Consider the following 17826-nt stretch of genomic DNA (forward strand, 5'->3'; position numbering starts at 1 on the left):
GTGGTTTGAATGTAGCGAAGTTTTATGTAGCAATGTCGCTGAATTAAAACTTGTTGTAGTAGATCTTTACGCCAAATAAATGACATTTGATGCATGATGATTGGTGCCGCGCAATGGTTTGAGATATGAACTTAGTGAACCTACGACTCATGCAATTGCGCTGACTCCCGGTGCCGCCGACTCATGAATACCAAAGACAATGCAATTACCGTAAGGATGATCCCAAGCATTTGAAATCCCTTGAAGCTAAACGTACCTCCCATTACGATAGCTATCAATAATGAAGAGATAATGGTTCCCAGATATCTGGATGTGTTAAATAATCCGGATGCTACACCGATTATTTCTTTTGGAGAACTTTGGAACAGGGCTGCTTGCATACCTACATTGTTCAAACCGTTGCTAATTCCGAATGCAGCTAAAGCCAAACACACGCTGATAACCGGTGAAGTTGGATTCAATGTCACGAGCCACACTGACCCCAATGTCATCAGAATTGCGGACACCAGCAATGCCGGTCTGGGTCCTGATTTATCGATCCATTGTCCTGCAATTGGAGAAGTAATTAGCGAGCACAAGCCTAAGCTTAGCATGAGAATGCCTGTTTGGAACTCGCTGACATGACGTACCATTTGCAAGTAGGACGGAAGCCCGAAAAAGAGCGAGTAATATAGTACATTAACGAGCATGAATTCAACATTCACCCAAGTCATTGCAGGGTACTTGGCGAATGTGCGTAAAGGGATAAAGGGTGATGTCGCTTTTAACTCATGTCGTACGAATATCCCCAGCGCAACGAGACCTATCAGCCCGACAATGACATTTCCTAATGAGATATGTCCAAATGATTGTGCTGAGAGTAATCCAACGAGTAGGGTAACCAAAGCCACTGTGAAGAGCAGAATCCCTGATGCATCAATCAATTCAAACCATTTACGAAAGGACATGTTGCGTGCTAAGGATGTTGGCAGTTCATCCTTAGGAATATTCCTCCAAGCCAATACAAAGCTGGCCACCACAAACGGAATATTGATGAAAAAGATAGCAGGCCAATTCCACCAATGAATCAAGACTCCGCCAATAAAGGGGCCAATTGCTGCTGCTCCAGATAGGAATATGGACAAAATAGACAACGCAGTTGCTTGTTTTTCTGTAATATGAATTCGAACAATAGCCATTCCAACCCCAACCATCATGCTTGTTCCGATGGATTGCACAATGCGGAACACGATGAGCCACCCGAAATTTGGTGATAATGGAGCCAATAATGATGCAATGAAGGCTACAACAAGCCCGGTAAGAAATATCTTTCTACGACCGAATAAATCGCTGGCTTTTCCCATGACAGGTTGAGCGATGCTACTTGCAATGTAGAAAGAAAAAATAATCCAGGAAACACCTGTAAAGTCAAGTTGGAACACTTTTTGCAGACTTGGAATAGCAACAGAAACCATCGAAGAATTTAATGGGTTCAATAGTATCCCTAGACCAACTGAAATCATTAACCACCAGCTGCGAACGCTCATTTCTGGTCCCCCCATAGCGAATTAATGTCATCGTACTTGAAACCGATTATTTATTCCAACGCATTTGATGTTATAATCTCATTGACTTGGGGGAATGAATGGGGGATCATAATGGAACTTCTTCAACTGCAATATTTTCTGACGGTAGCTCGTTTGGAACATGTGACCGAAGCTGCACGAAGTCTGCACGTTACTCAATCGTCGCTGAGCAAAACGATTCAGCGCCTGGAGGAAGATCTGGGGGTTCCTCTATTCGATCGAACAGGGAGGAAACTGCGATTGAATGAGTTCGGAAGCAGATTCCTTCACCGTGCAGAGAGGGCTTTATTTGAATTGGAGCAGGGGAAGCAGGAGCTTAGTGATTTATCCAGCCCGGAACATGGCACTCTCGAATTGGCGGTGACCACCGCTAGCACATTACCCAATATCCTTCGAGAGTTTCGGAAAAAGCGACCCTATATTCAATTTCATGTGCAAATGCTGACTACGCAGGAAATGGTAACGCTTCTTCATAGAGGCGAGGTCGATTTTTGCTTGTCCTCACCTCCAATAGAGGGAGATGACATCGAATGCCAAATCGTGTTTATCGACCCAATCCTTGTAGCTGTTCCAAAGGGACATCGGCTGGCAGATCGAAGCAGTGTAACGTTGACAGATCTAAGGGATGAATGGTTTGTCGGTGTAAAGAGAGGCTACGGTACTCGCGATTTAGTGGACTCTATATGCAAATCGGAAGGTTTTATACCTAAGTATGTGTATGAGGGGGATGAACCTGCAAGGCTTAGTACGCTTGTGGAAGCTGAAATTGGCATAGCCTTCATACCAAGCACGGCAAGAAATTCACGGGAACATCTTAAATATCTCCAAGTAGAAAATCACGAATTGGTACGGGAGATCGCTTTATTATGGCACAGGAGTCGGTATATTTCGCGGGCTACTCTGGAATTCCGTGAGGTAGTTGTAGAATATTTCGGAGCGATATCCAAACAGACAAATTAATCCCAAATATAAGCGAAATAAAAAACATTAACAAAAGCGGTAGCGTAGGACATGTTAACCAAACGTCCTAAGCGGCCGCTTATTCTTTTATTCAACTGCATAATTTGTAATTTCGATTTGTACGCTGCCATACACACACGCCCAGCTATTGAAGGAGTTTTTGGATTGTACTAACCCATCCTTCTCAGCTGGCGAAACTGCTCCGGCGTGATGCCTGTATGCTCCCGAAATCTCTTGATAAAATAGCTGCTTTGATGAAAGCCGGTTTCCAGTGCAATCTGCTTTACAGTGAGTGCCGTAGATACAAGCAAATGTTTGGCCAGCGTTATTCGGCATTGGAGCAAATATTGAGCTGGAGTACTACCCATGATCTGATGGAAGAGTCGGCTAAAATGAAAGGAGCTATAACCTGACGTTGCAGCCATTGTCTTCAAATCGAGCATGTTTCGACAATGCATACGAATATATTCCGCCGTATGACGAATCCTCTCATGGACGGTGCCGCCGGGAGAGGTGCCGAAAATTTGGTGGGAATGATGGACGATCTCCAGAAGGACTTCATAAAGCAGGGAAGAGATCTGTACATCATAGTCGTGACGGTAAGTTTGGGCAAGTTGCAACATTTCTTCCATCAGCGGTTTTAAACGTTCTGGCCGGTGGAGCGAGAACAGATACGGTTCGTGCATGCTTCGACCTTGTAATAGCGAATCTACATCCTGCCCGTCAAAATGAATCCATCGGACATCCCAGGGATCCTCGGGTTTAGTTCGATATTGCTGCGTCGTATGCTTGCCGAAAAGAAAGCCCATGCCAGGGGTAAGCTCGATTTCCTTCCCATCATGCACAATAGCGCCTTTGCCTGCAAAAATGATATGTAAATTGTAATCTTTCAGTAATCCTGCATTCCTTCGCTCCCCATGATTGGGGAAGTTCTTGTAATGCCCTAACGATTCGGGAAACAGTATACCTTTTAGAATGGGTGAAGGAAGATAACAATCTATTTTAATCATGTATCCATCTCCTTGAGTAAGTTAGCAAAAAAGTAATTCAATTAGCAAAATCGAGTTATTCTAATCCTTTTATTCTTATATTACAATAGATACGATTATCAGAGAATCACATTTTTGTACTATCACTTCTACTGAAGGAGAATTGGAGCATGCCGAAATCCTTATCTTTAGATCGCTTTCATTTAGGAGCTTGTTATTATCCTGAACACTGGGACGAATCGTTGTGGTCGGACGATCTCATAAGAATGAAGGAACTGGGCTTCAGCATCATTCGGATTGGAGAATTTGCTTGGTCGATCTTCGAGCCGGAGGAAGGAAAGTTCGAATTCACGCTGTTTGACCGTTTCTTGGAGCAGGCAGACGCGAACGGGATTCAAGTGATCATGGGCACACCAACAGCTACGCCACCGGCATGGCTTACTTATAAGTATCCCGAGGTGCTGAACGTATCCATGGAAGGGGTCACGTTCCAACACGGTCAGCGTCGGCATTATAACTACAGCAGTCCCGTTTATTTGGAGCTTTGCGCACGTATTACAAGAGAGATGGCACAACATTACAAAGATCATCCGGCCATCATTGGGTGGCAAATTGATAATGAGCTGAACTGCGAGATAAACGTCTTCTATGCCGAGGCAGATCATCAGGCTTTCCGGCGCTGGCTAGAGGCAAAATACGGTACGTTGGAGCAACTCAACAAGGCCTGGGGGGCTGTATTCTGGAATCAAACTTACGACAGCTGGAATCAGGTCCATCTAACTCGTCCGACCGTATCCGGGTCAACGAATCCTCATCAGGCTTTGGACGAGAAGCGATTTATATCCGATAACACCATTTCGTTTGCCAAGCTACAAGTGGACATTATTCGGTCAGTGGCGCCTAATCAGTGGGTGACAACCAACGGTGTATTCGGGCATTTGGATAGCCATAAAATGACGGATCAACTGCTTGATTTTTTCTCGTACGATTCTTACCCTCAATTCAGTACCATTTATCCGGACCAAGGGGAGAAGCCATTGCTGGATCGCAAGTGGGGGCTTACTTTAAGTAACGTCAGAGGGATGTCACCAAATTTCTGCGTGATGGAGCAGCAATCCGGTCCAGGAGGATGGGTGAACAGGATGGAGATGCCATCTCCGCGCCCGGGGCAGATGCGATTGTGGACCTACCAAAGCATTGCTCACGGGGCAGACATGATTTTGTATTTCCGCTGGAGAACGGCAACGTTTGGTACGGAAATGTACTGGCATGGAATTAATGATTATCACAATCAGCCGAATCGTCGGGTCGCAGAAGCAGGCCGCGTCGGAAAGGAGCTGCAAAAGGTTGGAGGGCGGATTCTTGGCAAACGTTACGTGGCAGAGGTTGCTCTACTTCGTGACTATGATAACGAGTGGGATGGCGAGTTGGATAAATGGTATGGTCCCTTGACAAAGCAAAGTGAGCTCGGCTGGTACAAGGCACTGCAGTATGGACATATACCTTCGGATATGGTTACAATCCGTCCGGGTATGGAATCAGAACAGCTGCGGGAACTGGCCAATTACAAGGTGCTGGTATACACGCATCCGGCGATCCTACGAGACAGTACGGCAGCTATGTTACAGAAATATGTAGAGGATGGGGGCATCCTGATCTTCGGCTGCCGCACCGGTTATAAGAACGAGTTCGGTCACTGCCGCATGCAGCCACTCCCAGGCCCTGCAGCCGCAATGAGCGGCGTCCACGTAGAGGACTTTACGATGATAAATGGGACGGCATCACCTGTATCGGTGCGATTTAAGGATCAAGCTCTTGATTTTTGGGCTCCAGGCTTCAACGATATATTGAATGTTCATGCTGATACGGTAGAAGTACTCGCAGAGTACGCATCAAGCTACTATGAAGGGAAACCGGCCTTGACCGTCAACCGTGTCGGCAAGGGACTGGTCTACTATTGGGGTGCAGCTTTTGACCTAGCATTAGCGGCTGAGCTCCTAAGACAGCTGCCGGTGACATCTCCGCTTGCGGGGTGGTGCAAAGCTCCTTCGACGGTAGAAGTCGCTATTCGTGCGGATGTACAAGAAGAGCTGGTATTTCTACTGAATTACAGCGGAGAAACGGCTCAGGTTAAACTGAGTGTTGAGACGGAGGAACTCCTTTCCGGTAGGAGGCTTACTGGTACCGTACCATTGGAACCGTATGGAGTATGGGTATTAAAGAAAGTTTAAAATGAAGAGAGCATCAGCCGCTGATCTTAATCCGAAGATCAGCGGCTTTTTATTGCATAAAGCAAAGGAATAACGTGTTGCATTTGTATACAGGGTTCCGCTCAAAAATCGCTGTCTTTCCTATGGGTTCTTGAACCAGAGAAATCGGACATGATCGGCATTTAATACAAAATTAATAATTTAATACAAGTTTATTGACTCCTTCAAAGCATACAAGTAAACTAATTGTAATATAATCACAGTAAATTGAGATGGGTGATGCAATGCTTGAGCTTAGTTTTGATGATCCGGACAAGCTGGTAACGGTTACGCATGCTTTATCCACCCGTTCCCGAGTTGATATTCTCCGCCTCTTGATTTCTAAAAACCTTAATATTGTAGAAATAGCGGAAGCTCTTCAACTTCCGGTGTCTACGGTAGCCAACAATATCAAGGTTCTGGAGGCTGCTAGACTGATTAATACAGAGCTGCTGCCTGCCTCTCGCGGCGCGATGAAGATGTGCAGCCGCAATTATGATGACATTCATATTGCGCTAAATCTTGAAAAAGCAGTACCCAAAGGGGATGTACAGATCTACGAAGTGGACATGCCGATCGGTCATTATAGCGATTGTGAGGTTTCACCGACGTGCGGCATGGCCAATGCAGACGGGATGATCATACGCGAGGACGAACCGGCGAGTTTTTTCCACCCGAAGCATATCGGAGCCCAGATGATATGGTTCCGCAAGGGCTATGTCGAGTATTTAATGCCGCTCGAAATACCGGCAGGAGCGCGAATAGAATCGCTTGAGCTATCGATGGAAATGTGTTCTGAAGCACCAAACTATGACAACAATTGGCCTTCTGATATTTCCTTGTGGGTTAATGGCGTGGAGATTGGCATGTGGACGTGTCCCGGTGATTTTGGAGACAGGCGCGGCAAGCTGAATCCTGCCTGGTGGTATGAGTGGTCTACCCAGTATGGGTTGCTCAAGACCTGGCGAGTAGATAAAGAGAAGACTGCGCTGGATATGGAGAAGGTTTCCTCGGTTACACTGGATCAGCTCAACCTGCAAAACAGCCACAAATTGCGTTTGCGGATCGGAATTAAGCCAGATGCGGTGCATCAAGGTGGGCTCAACCTGTTCGGAAAGCAATTTGGAGATTATGATCAGAATATCAAAATGACTGTGAATTATGTCATGGATTGAGATATTGGTGAAATGGATAGGCTTTAGTTGCAGGTGCTCTGTAGCTAAAGCCTTATTCAGTTTATTAGTTACATAAAATTAACTTGAAAGCGTTGACATTAAAAATGCATCACTATATAATCCCCTAAAGATACAATAATAGTGTAACAAATCGATTTTATTGTTTGTATTTCGAAGCGGAGGTAAAGGATGACGATCGGACCTACAGATGATAGCAATGCACTGTAAAGTCATCAGGCTAAGGTGACTAATTATATATCAAAGGATAGGTGGAAACCGTATGACTACAAACGCTTATATCAAAAATTATCCAAGGCCGCAATTTGTCCGTAAAGAGTGGCTGGATTTGAATGGGGTGTGGGATTTCGCCTTCGACGACGGCAAAGTGGGTGAAAGCGAGCAATGGTATCATCATTTTCCGAAGGGAGCCAAAATCCTCGTACCTTTTACTTATGAAACCAAGGCAAGCGGGATCGGAGTCGAGACCTTCCATCCGGTGGTCTGGTACTGCAGGAGCGTGAAGGTCCCGCAGGAGGCAATAGCGAAAAGGACAATTCTACATTTTCAGGGTGTAGATTATAAAGCGAAATGCTGGGTGAACGGATTTATGGCTGGTGAGCATGAAGGAGGTTATGCTGCGTTTTCTTTCGACATCACACCCTATATCACTTACGACTCGGAGAATAGCATCGTGCTTAAAGTGGAGGATAGTCAGAGCTGCACGCAGCCCCGGGGAAAGCAGCGTTGGGTGGATCAAAACTTTGAATGCTTTTATGTACAGAGCACCGGAATCTGGAAAAGTGTGTGGATTGAATATGTGAATGAGGTAAGAATCAATGAGGTCAAGATAACACCGGATATCGACCGTCATATGATCCGCTTTGACTTTCAGCTCATGGGTATCAAGGGTAAAGATAATTTACGCCTAGAGACACGGATTACGCTGAAAGGACAGCATGTGAAAAAGGTCAACCTATCTGCCGACAGGCCCTGGATAACGGTAGAGGTCCATGTATTTCATGAAGCCGGTGGTCCATGGAAGCAGTGCTTGTGGTCACCGGAATCGCCAAACTTGTTCGATGTAGAGTTTATTCTGTATGAGGATGAGAAAGAGTGCGACAGGGTGTATTCTTATTTTGGCATGCGGAAAATATCGATTGAAAACGGACAGGTTCTATTGAATAATGGTCCTCTTTACCAGCGGCTGATTCTGGATCAGGGCTACTGGCCGGAAACACATCTGACTCCGCCGTCTGAAGAAGCTCTTATCGAAGATATCGATAAAATAGCCGCGATGGGATATAACGGGGTTCGTAAACATATGAAGTTGGAAGACCCTCGCTTTTTATATTGGTGTGATGTGAAAGGCATGCTCGTCTGGTCGGAAATGGCGGCGACCTTTGAGTTCAATGATCAGGCGGTTAGCCGCTTTACGAAGGAATGGCTGGAAATCGTGCCGCAGCAGTACAATCATCCGAGCATCATAACTTGGGTCCCGTTCAATGAATCGTGGGGCATATCGACCATTGGACATGATGTAAGGCAGCAGCAGTTCACGCAAACCATCTATCATCTGACGAAGACGATTGATCCGTATCGTCCGGTGATTACCAATGACGGATGGGAGCATACAGTCTCGGATATTTTAACCCTTCATGATTATGTGGAGACGGGCGAAGAGTTTTTGGAGCGATATCAGGACAAGGAAAGCATTGTAAACAACAGCATCTCCTTTAACAATTGGAAATATGCCTTTGCAGAAGGATATGCCTACCGGGGACAACCAATTATCATAAGCGAATTCGGCGGCATTGCCTTCCAGACGGACATGGGCTGGGGATACGGAAACCAGGTGAATTCAGTCGAAGCTTTTATCGAACGTTTCCGTGCAGTCACCGGAGCAATTAAAGCGACCCCCTATCTCTCGGGCTATTGCTATACACAGGTAACCGATGTACAGCAGGAAGTCAACGGATTGTTGACGGAAGACCGAAAACCGAAGGTTCCGCTTGAAGTGATTCGGGAGATAAATCTGGCTTGAAGCGATAATTAAGATAATAGAATTTCTAGAACGGCTGCATGCTGATGTCCAGTCATTGCTGCATTCACCTGTCGTACAAGGTTTTTGTTACACACAGCTGACGGACGTGGAACAGGGAATCAACGTTCTGCTGACGCACGATAGACACCCGAAGATGCCGACCGAACAAATCAGAGCCATTATGGAAGGCCGCCTTTCCTCTTCGGTTGGAGAATAAGAGGAAGTATATGAATACGGCATCTTCAGCATTTAGAGCTAAATAAACAAAGTGTCACTGCTGTTAACCATAGAGTTTAACTTGGGATAGCAGTGTTGGAAAACAGGACAATTTTTCGCATACAGGATTTTTAGTAGAAAACTGGATTTAATTATTTTGGTTTTTTGTTCCCCACTCACATAACCCTTCCAAAACAGGTAATAGCGTTTCTGCTTTATCTGTGAGACTGTACTCGACTTTAGGGGGGACTTGAGGATATTCTTTTCGATTCACCAGACCATCCGCTTCCAGTTCTTTTAGTTGTGAACTCAATGTTTTATAAGTAATAGCCCCTATCTGTCTTTTCAGATCATTAAAGCGAACTGTTCGGTTTTCGGCTAGGAGATAAATAATAACCATTTTCCATTTACCACCAATCAATGAAACTGTATAACCAAAAGGTGTATCTTGAATATTTTTAACTTTACCTTTAAATTCAGCCATACTCATGTTTACACTATCCTTTCGGGTAGTACCTATCAAAATAGTGCGTACTACGTTTTTATTTGTGTTCAGTTTATACTAACCTTACTTTTGAAGTAAAGGAGAGAAAAACATGACTAAAAAAACAATACGCCTGTTAATGCCACAATGGCAAGGGGGAAACAATCCTAATTACTCTTTTGGAGCCGAACTGCTTGCTTGGCTAGCTCCGGATAATGAACAACCTCTTATTCATGTTCCAGTTCAAGCTTATAAGGGTACTCCGCTTGAAAACGAAAACGGTATGAATGGGAGAAAACAGCTACTTGAACAGTTAGAGGCTGCTCAGCATATCATTGATGCTCATAAGCCAGATCGCATTGTAATGTTTGGTGGTGACTGCTTAGTGGAACAAGCTCCATTTGCCTATTTGAACGAACGATACGGTGGGGAATTAGGTTTAATTTGGATCGATGCTCACAGTGATTTAGTTAGATATGTGGGCTATGATAACGGTCATACATTACCGCTCGGAAATCTTTTGGGAGAAGGAGATGAGGAGTTCACAAAACATGTGAAAATCCCACTAAAACCTGAAAATGTCTTTATCGCGGGATTAGCGGCTCCTACAGAACAAGAATCAGAAGTCATTTCAGAAGCGTTTCAAAGGCTAGATATAGCTCCTGTAGAATCAGACACAGAAATGATTCAAAGACTAGGAATTAAAACTGCAGGAACCAAAGAGTTAACGAATAGTACTGAATCTATAAGAGAGTGGATTAAAGAAAGTGGCATTAAGCACCTAGCTATTCACCTTGATTTAGATGTGCTTGACCCAAAAGCATTTCGTTCTTTATTATTCGCCAACCCTGAAGCACCTTATAATTTTTCTCCTGCGGGAACAATGCAAATGCCTCAGCTACTTAATCTGATTAAAGAACTATCTGAAGAAACAGATGTAGTTGGATTAGGTATAACGGAGCATATGCCGTGGGATTCTATTAACTTAAAGAATCTGCTTGGAGAGATACCTATTTTAATATCTTAGGATAATCGTTTATTATTTTTATATTATCTTTCTTAAAAGGACAATCAAGGAGAAGTGGTCGTACGATTTCATGAAAGATAGGGCGATTGAATATAAAATATAAATTAAAATGAGGGAGTTGACCTGTAGGGGTATGGTCTTTTTATCAGTTTGTCTGTTTGTACTCCGCTTATACTTTTCGGAAGCTACACATTAGGCGAATATCCCCTATAATAATGGATTCTTAAAACTAAAATTACAGGAGCGTCTTAGTATGTCAAAATACGTTGAAATCGGTTACCCAATATATGAAGGAATGCCTGTTTATCCAGGATTGCCAGAAGTGAAGTTAGAGCCTAGAGAGCGTTTGGACAAAGGGGATGCCTGAAATGGAAGTGTGTTAAGTATGTATCTTCATGTCGGCACCCATGTCGATGCACCGTGGCATCATTTAAATAACGGTAAGGGAATAGATGCTGTTCCGATTGAAGAATTCATCTATCGAAAACCGCTGTTAATTGATTGTCCTCTTGATCCGAACGGCTTTATTACCATTGAAATGCTTCAGGAATATGAAGAGCTGCATGAAGCGGATATTCTCATCTTTAATACAAGCTATTGGAAACACCGAGATACGGATTTTGAGAAATACGCTAATAATTTCCCAGCCGTCTCTCCCAAAGCAGCGGAATTCATCCGTAAAAATTTGCCGAACTGCAAAGCTGTGGCCATTGATACCATGAGCATTGAAAATCTGGAAGAAGCCAAAAGAAACGGCTATTTTGTTCACCATGCCTTCTTAGACCATGAAAAATATGAAGAGCCGACAATGCTCATTTACGAAGACATAAACCCTGCACCATTAATTGGTAAAAAGATATTATCTGCTTTCACAGCACCACTTCGCATTAAAAATCACGATGCATCTATGGTTAACATCATTGTTGAAGTTGAAGAATAAAAGCTAACGAGGAACAATAGGTTTATCGAACACAGGTGCAGACTTCAGCACTGCAAGGAGAGACAACAACATATACGCATAAGAAGTCGCCATTTTGGCGGCTTTTTTGTTTTAGCGAAAATCTACGCTAAGCCTTCAGATGTAATCAACTTATTTTGATAGACGTTGGTTAGCCGCTATTTATTTCTTTTGATTTTTATAACATGGCGTGTCAAATGTGCGGGCATAAAGTCTTCTATATAGCACATAATAACAATAATTTGAAAAGAATATTTTCATAAGAATGAAAAGGAAAATATTACTTTAAGCATATTCTTATCTCTAACATTCTTTGTGAAGTTGAATGATAGTTGTTATAAGAACTATTTTTACTCTTTTAGAACTATTTTAATCTATTCATTTGAGGTCGATATAATTGAGGTGCTTTTATTCGTAAAAATCAAATTTTTATAAGGAGTTGGTATCAACTCGCTAGAATGAAAAATAATGTAGCTTGCAATCAGAAGTGTCATAGGGAGAAATATCACAGTGAAATCAATTAAATGAATACGATGGTAAAAATCGACCAGTCGTTCCTTTAGAGAAGAGGTGGTACATAAGAATATTGGGGATTCTGTTAATCGCTTCGACTTTCTCACAGACAGCATCTGCACATACGGTGAATCCTAATGGACAAGCCACAACCAAGGAAGTGATGAACTGGCTCGCTAAACTGTCATCGGAAAATCGCGTAGTGTCAGGAGCATTCGGCGGGTACACAAATGCGTCATTTTCTATGACCGAAGCTAATCGAATTGAAAATGCAACAGGACAGTCCCCTGCCGTGTATGGCTGTGATTATTCAAGAGGATGGATGGAGACTTCTAATATTGCCGATTCGATCGATTATAGTTGTAACACCGATTTAATCTCTCATTGGAAGAACGGAGGTATACCTCAGATCAGTATGCATCTGGCTAACCCTGCGTTTAACTCTGGAAATTATAAAACCCCAATCTCAAACAGTCAGTATGAAAGAATCCTAGACTCATCAACTGAAGAGGGCCAGCGATTAGACGCTATGTTAAGCAAAATTGCCGTTGGCCTTCAGCAGTTAGAAGATGAAGGTGTTCCTGTTCTTTTCAGACCTCTTCACGAAATGAATGGAGAATGGTTCTGGTGGGGACTCACCGACTATAACCAAGAGGATAGCGAACGTATCACTTTATATAAACAGCTTTATAAAAAAGTCTATCATTATATGACCGATACAAGAGGATTGGACAACCTGATATGGGTATACGCACCAGACGCCAACCGAAACTTTAAGACAGACTTTTACCCTGGATCTTCATATGTTGATATTGTTGGATTAGACGCTTATTTCTCAGATCCTTATTCGATTCAAGGATATGACGAGCTAACAGCTCTTGATAAGCCTTTTGCTTTCACAGAAGTCGGTCCGCAGGCAACCAATGGTAGTATGGATTATTCTTTATTTATCAATGCCATCAAAGAAAAATATCCGAAAACCATTTATTTCTTAGCTTGGGATGAGGGATGGAGCCCCGCAGCTAATAAAGGTGCCTACAATCTTTATAATGATGGTTGGACACTGAATAAGGGGGAAATGTGGGAAGGCAGTTCACTTGCATCATTTGCTGAATAATTGATCATTAGTTCATTAAACAGGACCATGAAGAATGCAAGTTCTTCATAGTCTCTTAAAAAACATGTCCTTTAGGGAGTTACAATAACAGCTAATGTATGAATTTTTATATCACTTACATAACTATTTCTCGGAAACTAGCGGTTCAGCCGATAAGTAGCCTTCTTACACACCTTCCAATCTTTCGGGCGCATCACCGATATTTCTGATTATTTGTGTTGTATTATATGTACTAAATCCTCTTTTCGGAAGGCAAAGGCCGATTTCTAGTATGTTAAGGAGAAATCGGCTGTTTTTTTAAAAATTGTTCCCAGTGCAGCGCTTGAGTTAGCGCCGTTTGCTCAATTAATGCAATCTCCAGCAAACCCAGAATACATGAAGCCATGCTCCCAGCTATTCCTTTGAAACGGTTTGGAACCCCTGAATTATTACAAAAATCCAACGAATTTAGTTTTATGAATGAACAGAGCTGAGAAATGACAACTTAAGAAAGTAGTATACATCACAATTTCCAAAGGAGGATATCTGTTATGGCTCACCAGAAGAAAAGGAAAGAAGCAGCCTGGAAGTCACGAAAGCAAGAACAGCATCCCCATGGTAAAGTCAAATCGCTCAAGGAGCTGTCCAGCGAATAGGAGTGAGGAGTATACTGCTTGGAAGAGAAGGACTGTCGGTGAAATTCACCGGCCGCCTTCTTTTTGCAATAATTTCGCTTACATAAAGAATTCCCTTAATGCTGCAACTGGATTTACTAACAACCATCTAGCTATTGCTTGTAAGCTTTTCAGATTGCGGACCTCATTAGGATGAAAACACCGATACAGCGTTCTACCATAGAGAGTATCTTCTTAAATTCGTTTTTCTGAAGGTTGTCAGTTCCGGCTAAAAATTGAAGCATCTCCTGTCCAGGAGATGCTTCTTCTACGTTATGATTGGGTAGTCTGAGATAAGCTGATTTATCAGGATACGATTGAATTCAGGAGACCCTGCTTCACCTGATCCGACAGTGGCATAAGTGGCAGACGCAATTGCTCGGCGGCAATAATCTCTTGCTGGGTAAGCCACCACTTGATCGCGGCCGGGGCTGGCTCTGCAAATACATGCTGGATCACCGATTCCAGTAGCATGAAATTGTCTCGCGACCCGTTCATGTCGCCAGCCACAAAACGTTGGTATATATCCACATACTTCTGGATATTGAGATGAGCGGATGCAAGCATACCGCCGGCAGCTCCCTGGCATAGCATGGCATGGAAATAGGCATCCTCTCCGCAGAGGACAGGTTTGGTCTCGTACTGGGTCAATTTTAAAAGCAGATCAAGACCGCCCGTGCTGTCCTTGAGCCCAATTACGCCATCCAGGTCCAGCACTTTGCGTATTGTATCTATTGTCATGCGACTGCCCGTGCGAACAGGAATCTCATATACAAGCACAGGCAGGCCTACACGAGATACGACACGGAAATGCTCCAAGATTCCTTCCTGCGTCGGCCGGTTGTAATACGGAGTGACCACCATGGCTGCATCCGCTCCTAATTCAGCCGCCATTTCCGTCCGATGCACCGTTGAATAAGTATCGTTCGTTCCCGTGCCAATGACGATCGGAATGTTTTTGTTCATGCTCTTCAAAACATCCTGCGTCACCTGAACCATTTGCTTCACTTCATCCCAGGATACGGTTGGCGACTCTCCTGTCGTACCGTTAACGACCAGACCCTGGATGTCATGGCCTGCAAGATAGGTAACATACTTCCGGTACGAATCGATGTCCAACTTATAGTCACGCGTAAAAGGTGTAATCAGCGGTATGAAAATCCCATGAATATGTTGTTCGTTCATCATCATCAGTTATCCCTTCCCGTTGAATTAAATCTAATGTAACATAGGAGACAGCATCAGAGTTATCTATAATAAACGATGATTCTAATCAAAATTTCCGATGGGGTGGCCAGATTGGATTTCATTTATCTTCAAACATTTCGGGAAGTTGCCATTCGTGAAAGCTTTACAAGAGCAGCAGAAGTGCTCGGTTACGCACAATCCAGCGTCACGACCCAGATTCAAAAGCTGGAGAAAACGTATCAAGTCAAATTGTTCGAGCGCTACAGCAACAACAAGATTCGTCTTACCTCCGCCGGGGAAGAGCTATTCAAGCTTGCCGGACAAATGCTGGAGCTTTTTGAGCAATCGAAAGAAAAATTGGCTAAGCAGGGTGGGGGCTCCATGACGATCGGTACTATGGATTCCATCGCTTCGTATTTTCTGCCGCCGTATATGCAGGCGACTCGCAAAGAATACCCTGATCTGAACATACGATTGCATACGGATCGCGAAGAGATGATTTTGCACCAGGTCAGGGAAGGGGAGGCCGATGTCGGGCTGATCCTCGCGGACGATTCAAGCAATCCGGCCTTGCAGTGGATTACGATTCGAGAAGAACCGCTTGTGCTGATTGTCCATCCAAACCATCCGCTTATCGCTAAAGAGCGAATCAGCCTGGATGATCTGGTAGATGCGGAGTGGATTATGCCCGAGCATACGTGCAACTACAGACAACTGTTGGAGAGAGTGCTTCGAGCAAATGGAATCACCTATCGCGTGAGCCTGGAGCTGGGTAATCCGGAAGCGATCAAACGGAGCATCAAAACTGGAGAGGGTATATCCATTCTACCTCTAATGGCTGCGCTGGAGGAGATTGAACGGGAAGAGCTAAAGGTGTTACCCTTTGAGCATGCCGAGCTCAAGCTGGAAATTCAGCTTGTTCTTCATCCCAAGAAGTGGGTGTCCAATGCATTGAGCTTTTTTATGGAGAGCATGAGAATGTAGATTTACCTCCACATCAAAATTAATATACAGTACGAGCGCTTCCTAGTGGATACCAGAAGCGCTCACAGTTTAACGTGCCGAAAAGGATGAGAACTTAGAATGAAAAGAGAAAGCAAAGTTTATTCAAATCATCCACGTATTTTTTTGAAAAATAAGCAATCCATATTTGCATTCAAAACTTGACAGCAAGTAATTTTTTCACTAAATTAAATGCATGCGCATGTTTTTTAATTTGGTAATGTGCTAAACCATTCGGTTACTTAATATTTAATTAGAACAAGATGTCAATGCAGAAGTTCAGTCATTGGTGAATTTCACCATAGACCATTTGGGCCGTGCAGATACATTAATTAATTGCGCAGGCTGCTGCGGAGAATATCACCTATGGCAGTATCCCTCGTGAGGATGTAGCCCGTGCCATTGTGGCAGCTTTAGATGAGAAGAACACATACAAGCGAGCTTTTGATCTGATTACTGGTGACGATTCAGTTGTTGATGCATTGCAAAAAATCTGAAGATGAGGACCAACGAGTAAATGGCGTATTTTACTTTGAAGTTTTGAAATCATACCTAAAGTTGACAAATGAAACAAACATGTTAATATATATGCTTGTGCATGCATTTGATTGATGTATTCATAATATAACTCAGAGAGGAGTCTTTCTCACATGAAAGATTTATTTAGTCCCTATACAATTAAAGGTTTGGAATTGAAAAATCGCGTAGTTATGCCTCCAATGTGCCAATATTCGGTTGACAAAAAGGATGGGGTCGCCACAGATTGGCATTATATACACTACGTTAGCCGAGCGGTAGGCGGAGCTGGTTTTATCATGATTGAAATGACAGATGTAGAGCCGGATGGTCGTATCTCCGATTTTGATCTTGGTTTATGGTCAGATGAGCAGATTCCTGCTCTCAAACGGATTGTAGATGCTTGTCACAGCTACGGTGCCAAAGTGGGAATCCAGATCGCGCATGCCGGACGCAAGGCGGAAGATGCTGAAGTTCCTGTAGCGCCATCTGCCATTGCATTTGATGAAAATTCAAAACAACCTCGCGCGCTTACAACAGAAGAGGTTAAAGGACTAGTCGAGAAATTTCGTGCTGCTGTAGCTCGCGCTGTCAAGGCTGGATTCGACACCATTGAAATTCATGGTGCACATGGCTATTTGATTCATCAATTTCATTCGCCGCTTACGAACAAACGGGAAGATAGATACGGTAAAGACCTTACCCTTTTTGGTCGGGAGATCATTCAGGCAGCGAAGGGCGAGATGCCGGAAGATATGCCGCTCTTGATGCGTATTTCTGCCAAAGAATACGTAGAAGGTGGATATGGTATTAAGGAAAGCATTGCTTTTGCCAAGGAATATCAAAAGGCAGGAGTAGATATGTTTGATATTTCATCTGGCGGTGAGGGACCTATAGCTGCATGGGGCAGACCAGGAACTCACGCAGCGTATCAAGTCCCCTTGGCAAAAGAAATCAAAGAAGCTCTGGATATTCCGGTGATGGCCGTTGGAAGACTAGAAGATCCAATTTTGGCGAATGCAGTTATCGGAAATGAAGAGGCCGATCTGGTTGCTGTGGGTAGAGGGATGTTGAGAAATCCTTATTGGTCACTGGAAGCCGCTTCAAAATTGAAAAAAGAAACTGCAATCCCTACACAGTATACTACAGGGTTCTAAGATCGACTGTATGCAT

15 protein-coding genes are annotated in these 17826 nt (G+C 43.6%); 11 read left to right on the forward strand and 4 right to left on the reverse strand.

All coding sequences use genetic code 11. The features are described from left to right. Nucleotides 1–140: 140 nt before the first annotated feature. Nucleotides 141–1526, reverse strand: coding sequence for an MFS transporter (locus tag MKY24_RS12560; protein WP_339202155.1), 1386 nt, complete (start codon nt 1524–1526; stop codon nt 141–143). A gap of 111 nt (nt 1527–1637) precedes the next feature. Between MKY24_RS12560 and MKY24_RS12565 the strand changes: the two genes are divergently transcribed. Further along, nucleotides 1638–2525 carry a LysR family transcriptional regulator gene (locus tag MKY24_RS12565; RefSeq protein ID WP_339202157.1) on the forward strand — a complete coding sequence of 296 codons (888 nt, stop codon included), beginning with the start codon at nt 1638–1640 and terminating at the stop codon, nt 2523–2525. A 170-nt stretch (nt 2526–2695) separates the two neighbouring features. On the opposite strand, the gene MKY24_RS12570 is transcribed toward MKY24_RS12565, so the two are convergent. After that, complete coding sequence (locus tag MKY24_RS12570; protein ID WP_023988596.1) at nt 2696–3535, reverse strand: AraC family transcriptional regulator; 840 nt, start codon at nt 3533–3535, stop codon at nt 2696–2698. A gap of 149 nt (nt 3536–3684) precedes the next feature. Here MKY24_RS12570 and MKY24_RS12575 point away from each other — a divergent pair, with 149 nt between their 5' ends. The 4 genes from MKY24_RS12575 to MKY24_RS12590 all read left to right on the forward strand — a co-directional run bounded on the left by MKY24_RS12575 (nt 3685) and on the right by MKY24_RS12590 (nt 9196). Then, nucleotides 3685–5745, forward strand: coding sequence for a beta-galactosidase (locus MKY24_RS12575; RefSeq protein WP_279833650.1), 2061 nt, complete (start codon nt 3685–3687; stop codon nt 5743–5745). Nucleotides 5746–6008: 263 nt separating this feature from the next. Next, a complete protein-coding gene (locus MKY24_RS12580) occupies nt 6009–6938 on the forward strand; it encodes an ArsR family transcriptional regulator (RefSeq protein ID WP_023988598.1) in 930 nt (309 codons plus the stop codon). Nucleotides 6939–7218: 280 nt separating this feature from the next. Continuing rightward, complete coding sequence (locus MKY24_RS12585; RefSeq protein WP_339202158.1) at nt 7219–8979, forward strand: sugar-binding domain-containing protein; 1761 nt, start codon at nt 7219–7221, stop codon at nt 8977–8979. A gap of 55 nt (nt 8980–9034) precedes the next feature. Next, on the forward strand, nt 9035–9196 hold the full coding sequence (locus tag MKY24_RS12590; RefSeq protein WP_155613675.1) for a hypothetical protein: 162 nt from the start codon (nt 9035–9037) through the stop codon (nt 9194–9196). A 147-nt stretch (nt 9197–9343) separates the two neighbouring features. On the opposite strand, the gene MKY24_RS12595 is transcribed toward MKY24_RS12590, so the two are convergent. Then, nucleotides 9344–9685, reverse strand: coding sequence for a helix-turn-helix domain-containing protein (locus MKY24_RS12595; RefSeq protein ID WP_013310350.1), 342 nt, complete (start codon nt 9683–9685; stop codon nt 9344–9346). Nucleotides 9686–9791: 106 nt separating this feature from the next. On the opposite strand from MKY24_RS12595, the gene MKY24_RS12600 reads away from it, so the two are divergent. The 4 genes from MKY24_RS12600 to MKY24_RS12615 all read left to right on the forward strand — a co-directional run bounded on the left by MKY24_RS12600 (nt 9792) and on the right by MKY24_RS12615 (nt 13929). Continuing rightward, complete coding sequence (locus tag MKY24_RS12600; RefSeq protein ID WP_071558742.1) at nt 9792–10706, forward strand: arginase family protein; 915 nt, start codon at nt 9792–9794, stop codon at nt 10704–10706. A gap of 385 nt (nt 10707–11091) precedes the next feature. Further along, nucleotides 11092–11646: a cyclase family protein gene (locus MKY24_RS12605; RefSeq protein ID WP_233903898.1), complete on the forward strand. Its 555-nt coding sequence runs from the start codon at nt 11092–11094 to the stop codon at nt 11644–11646. Nucleotides 11647–12241: 595 nt separating this feature from the next. Next, nucleotides 12242–13294 carry a glycosyl hydrolase gene (locus tag MKY24_RS12610; RefSeq protein WP_339202315.1) on the forward strand — a complete coding sequence of 351 codons (1053 nt, stop codon included), beginning with the start codon at nt 12242–12244 and terminating at the stop codon, nt 13292–13294. A gap of 530 nt (nt 13295–13824) precedes the next feature. Further along, nucleotides 13825–13929 (forward strand): DUF6254 family protein, encoded by a 105-nt coding sequence (locus tag MKY24_RS12615; protein ID WP_023988604.1) that lies wholly within the window; start codon nt 13825–13827, stop codon nt 13927–13929. Nucleotides 13930–14253: 324 nt separating this feature from the next. On the opposite strand, the gene dapA is transcribed toward MKY24_RS12615, so the two are convergent. Continuing rightward, a complete protein-coding gene (dapA, locus tag MKY24_RS12620) occupies nt 14254–15135 on the reverse strand; it encodes a 4-hydroxy-tetrahydrodipicolinate synthase (RefSeq protein WP_279833669.1) in 882 nt (293 codons plus the stop codon). A gap of 111 nt (nt 15136–15246) precedes the next feature. Here dapA and MKY24_RS12625 point away from each other — a divergent pair, with 111 nt between their 5' ends. Further along, on the forward strand, nt 15247–16119 hold the full coding sequence (locus MKY24_RS12625; protein ID WP_023988606.1) for a LysR family transcriptional regulator: 873 nt from the start codon (nt 15247–15249) through the stop codon (nt 16117–16119). Between the two features lie 668 nt (nt 16120–16787). Further along, on the forward strand, nt 16788–17810 hold the full coding sequence (locus tag MKY24_RS12630) for an NADH:flavin oxidoreductase/NADH oxidase (protein WP_076294735.1): 1023 nt from the start codon (nt 16788–16790) through the stop codon (nt 17808–17810). Nucleotides 17811–17826 lie beyond the last annotated feature (16 nt).

The sequence above is a fragment of the Paenibacillus sp. FSL P2-0322 genome (assembly GCF_037975315.1).
Taxonomy (GTDB): Bacteria; Bacillota; Bacilli; order Paenibacillales; family Paenibacillaceae; genus Paenibacillus; species Paenibacillus polymyxa_B.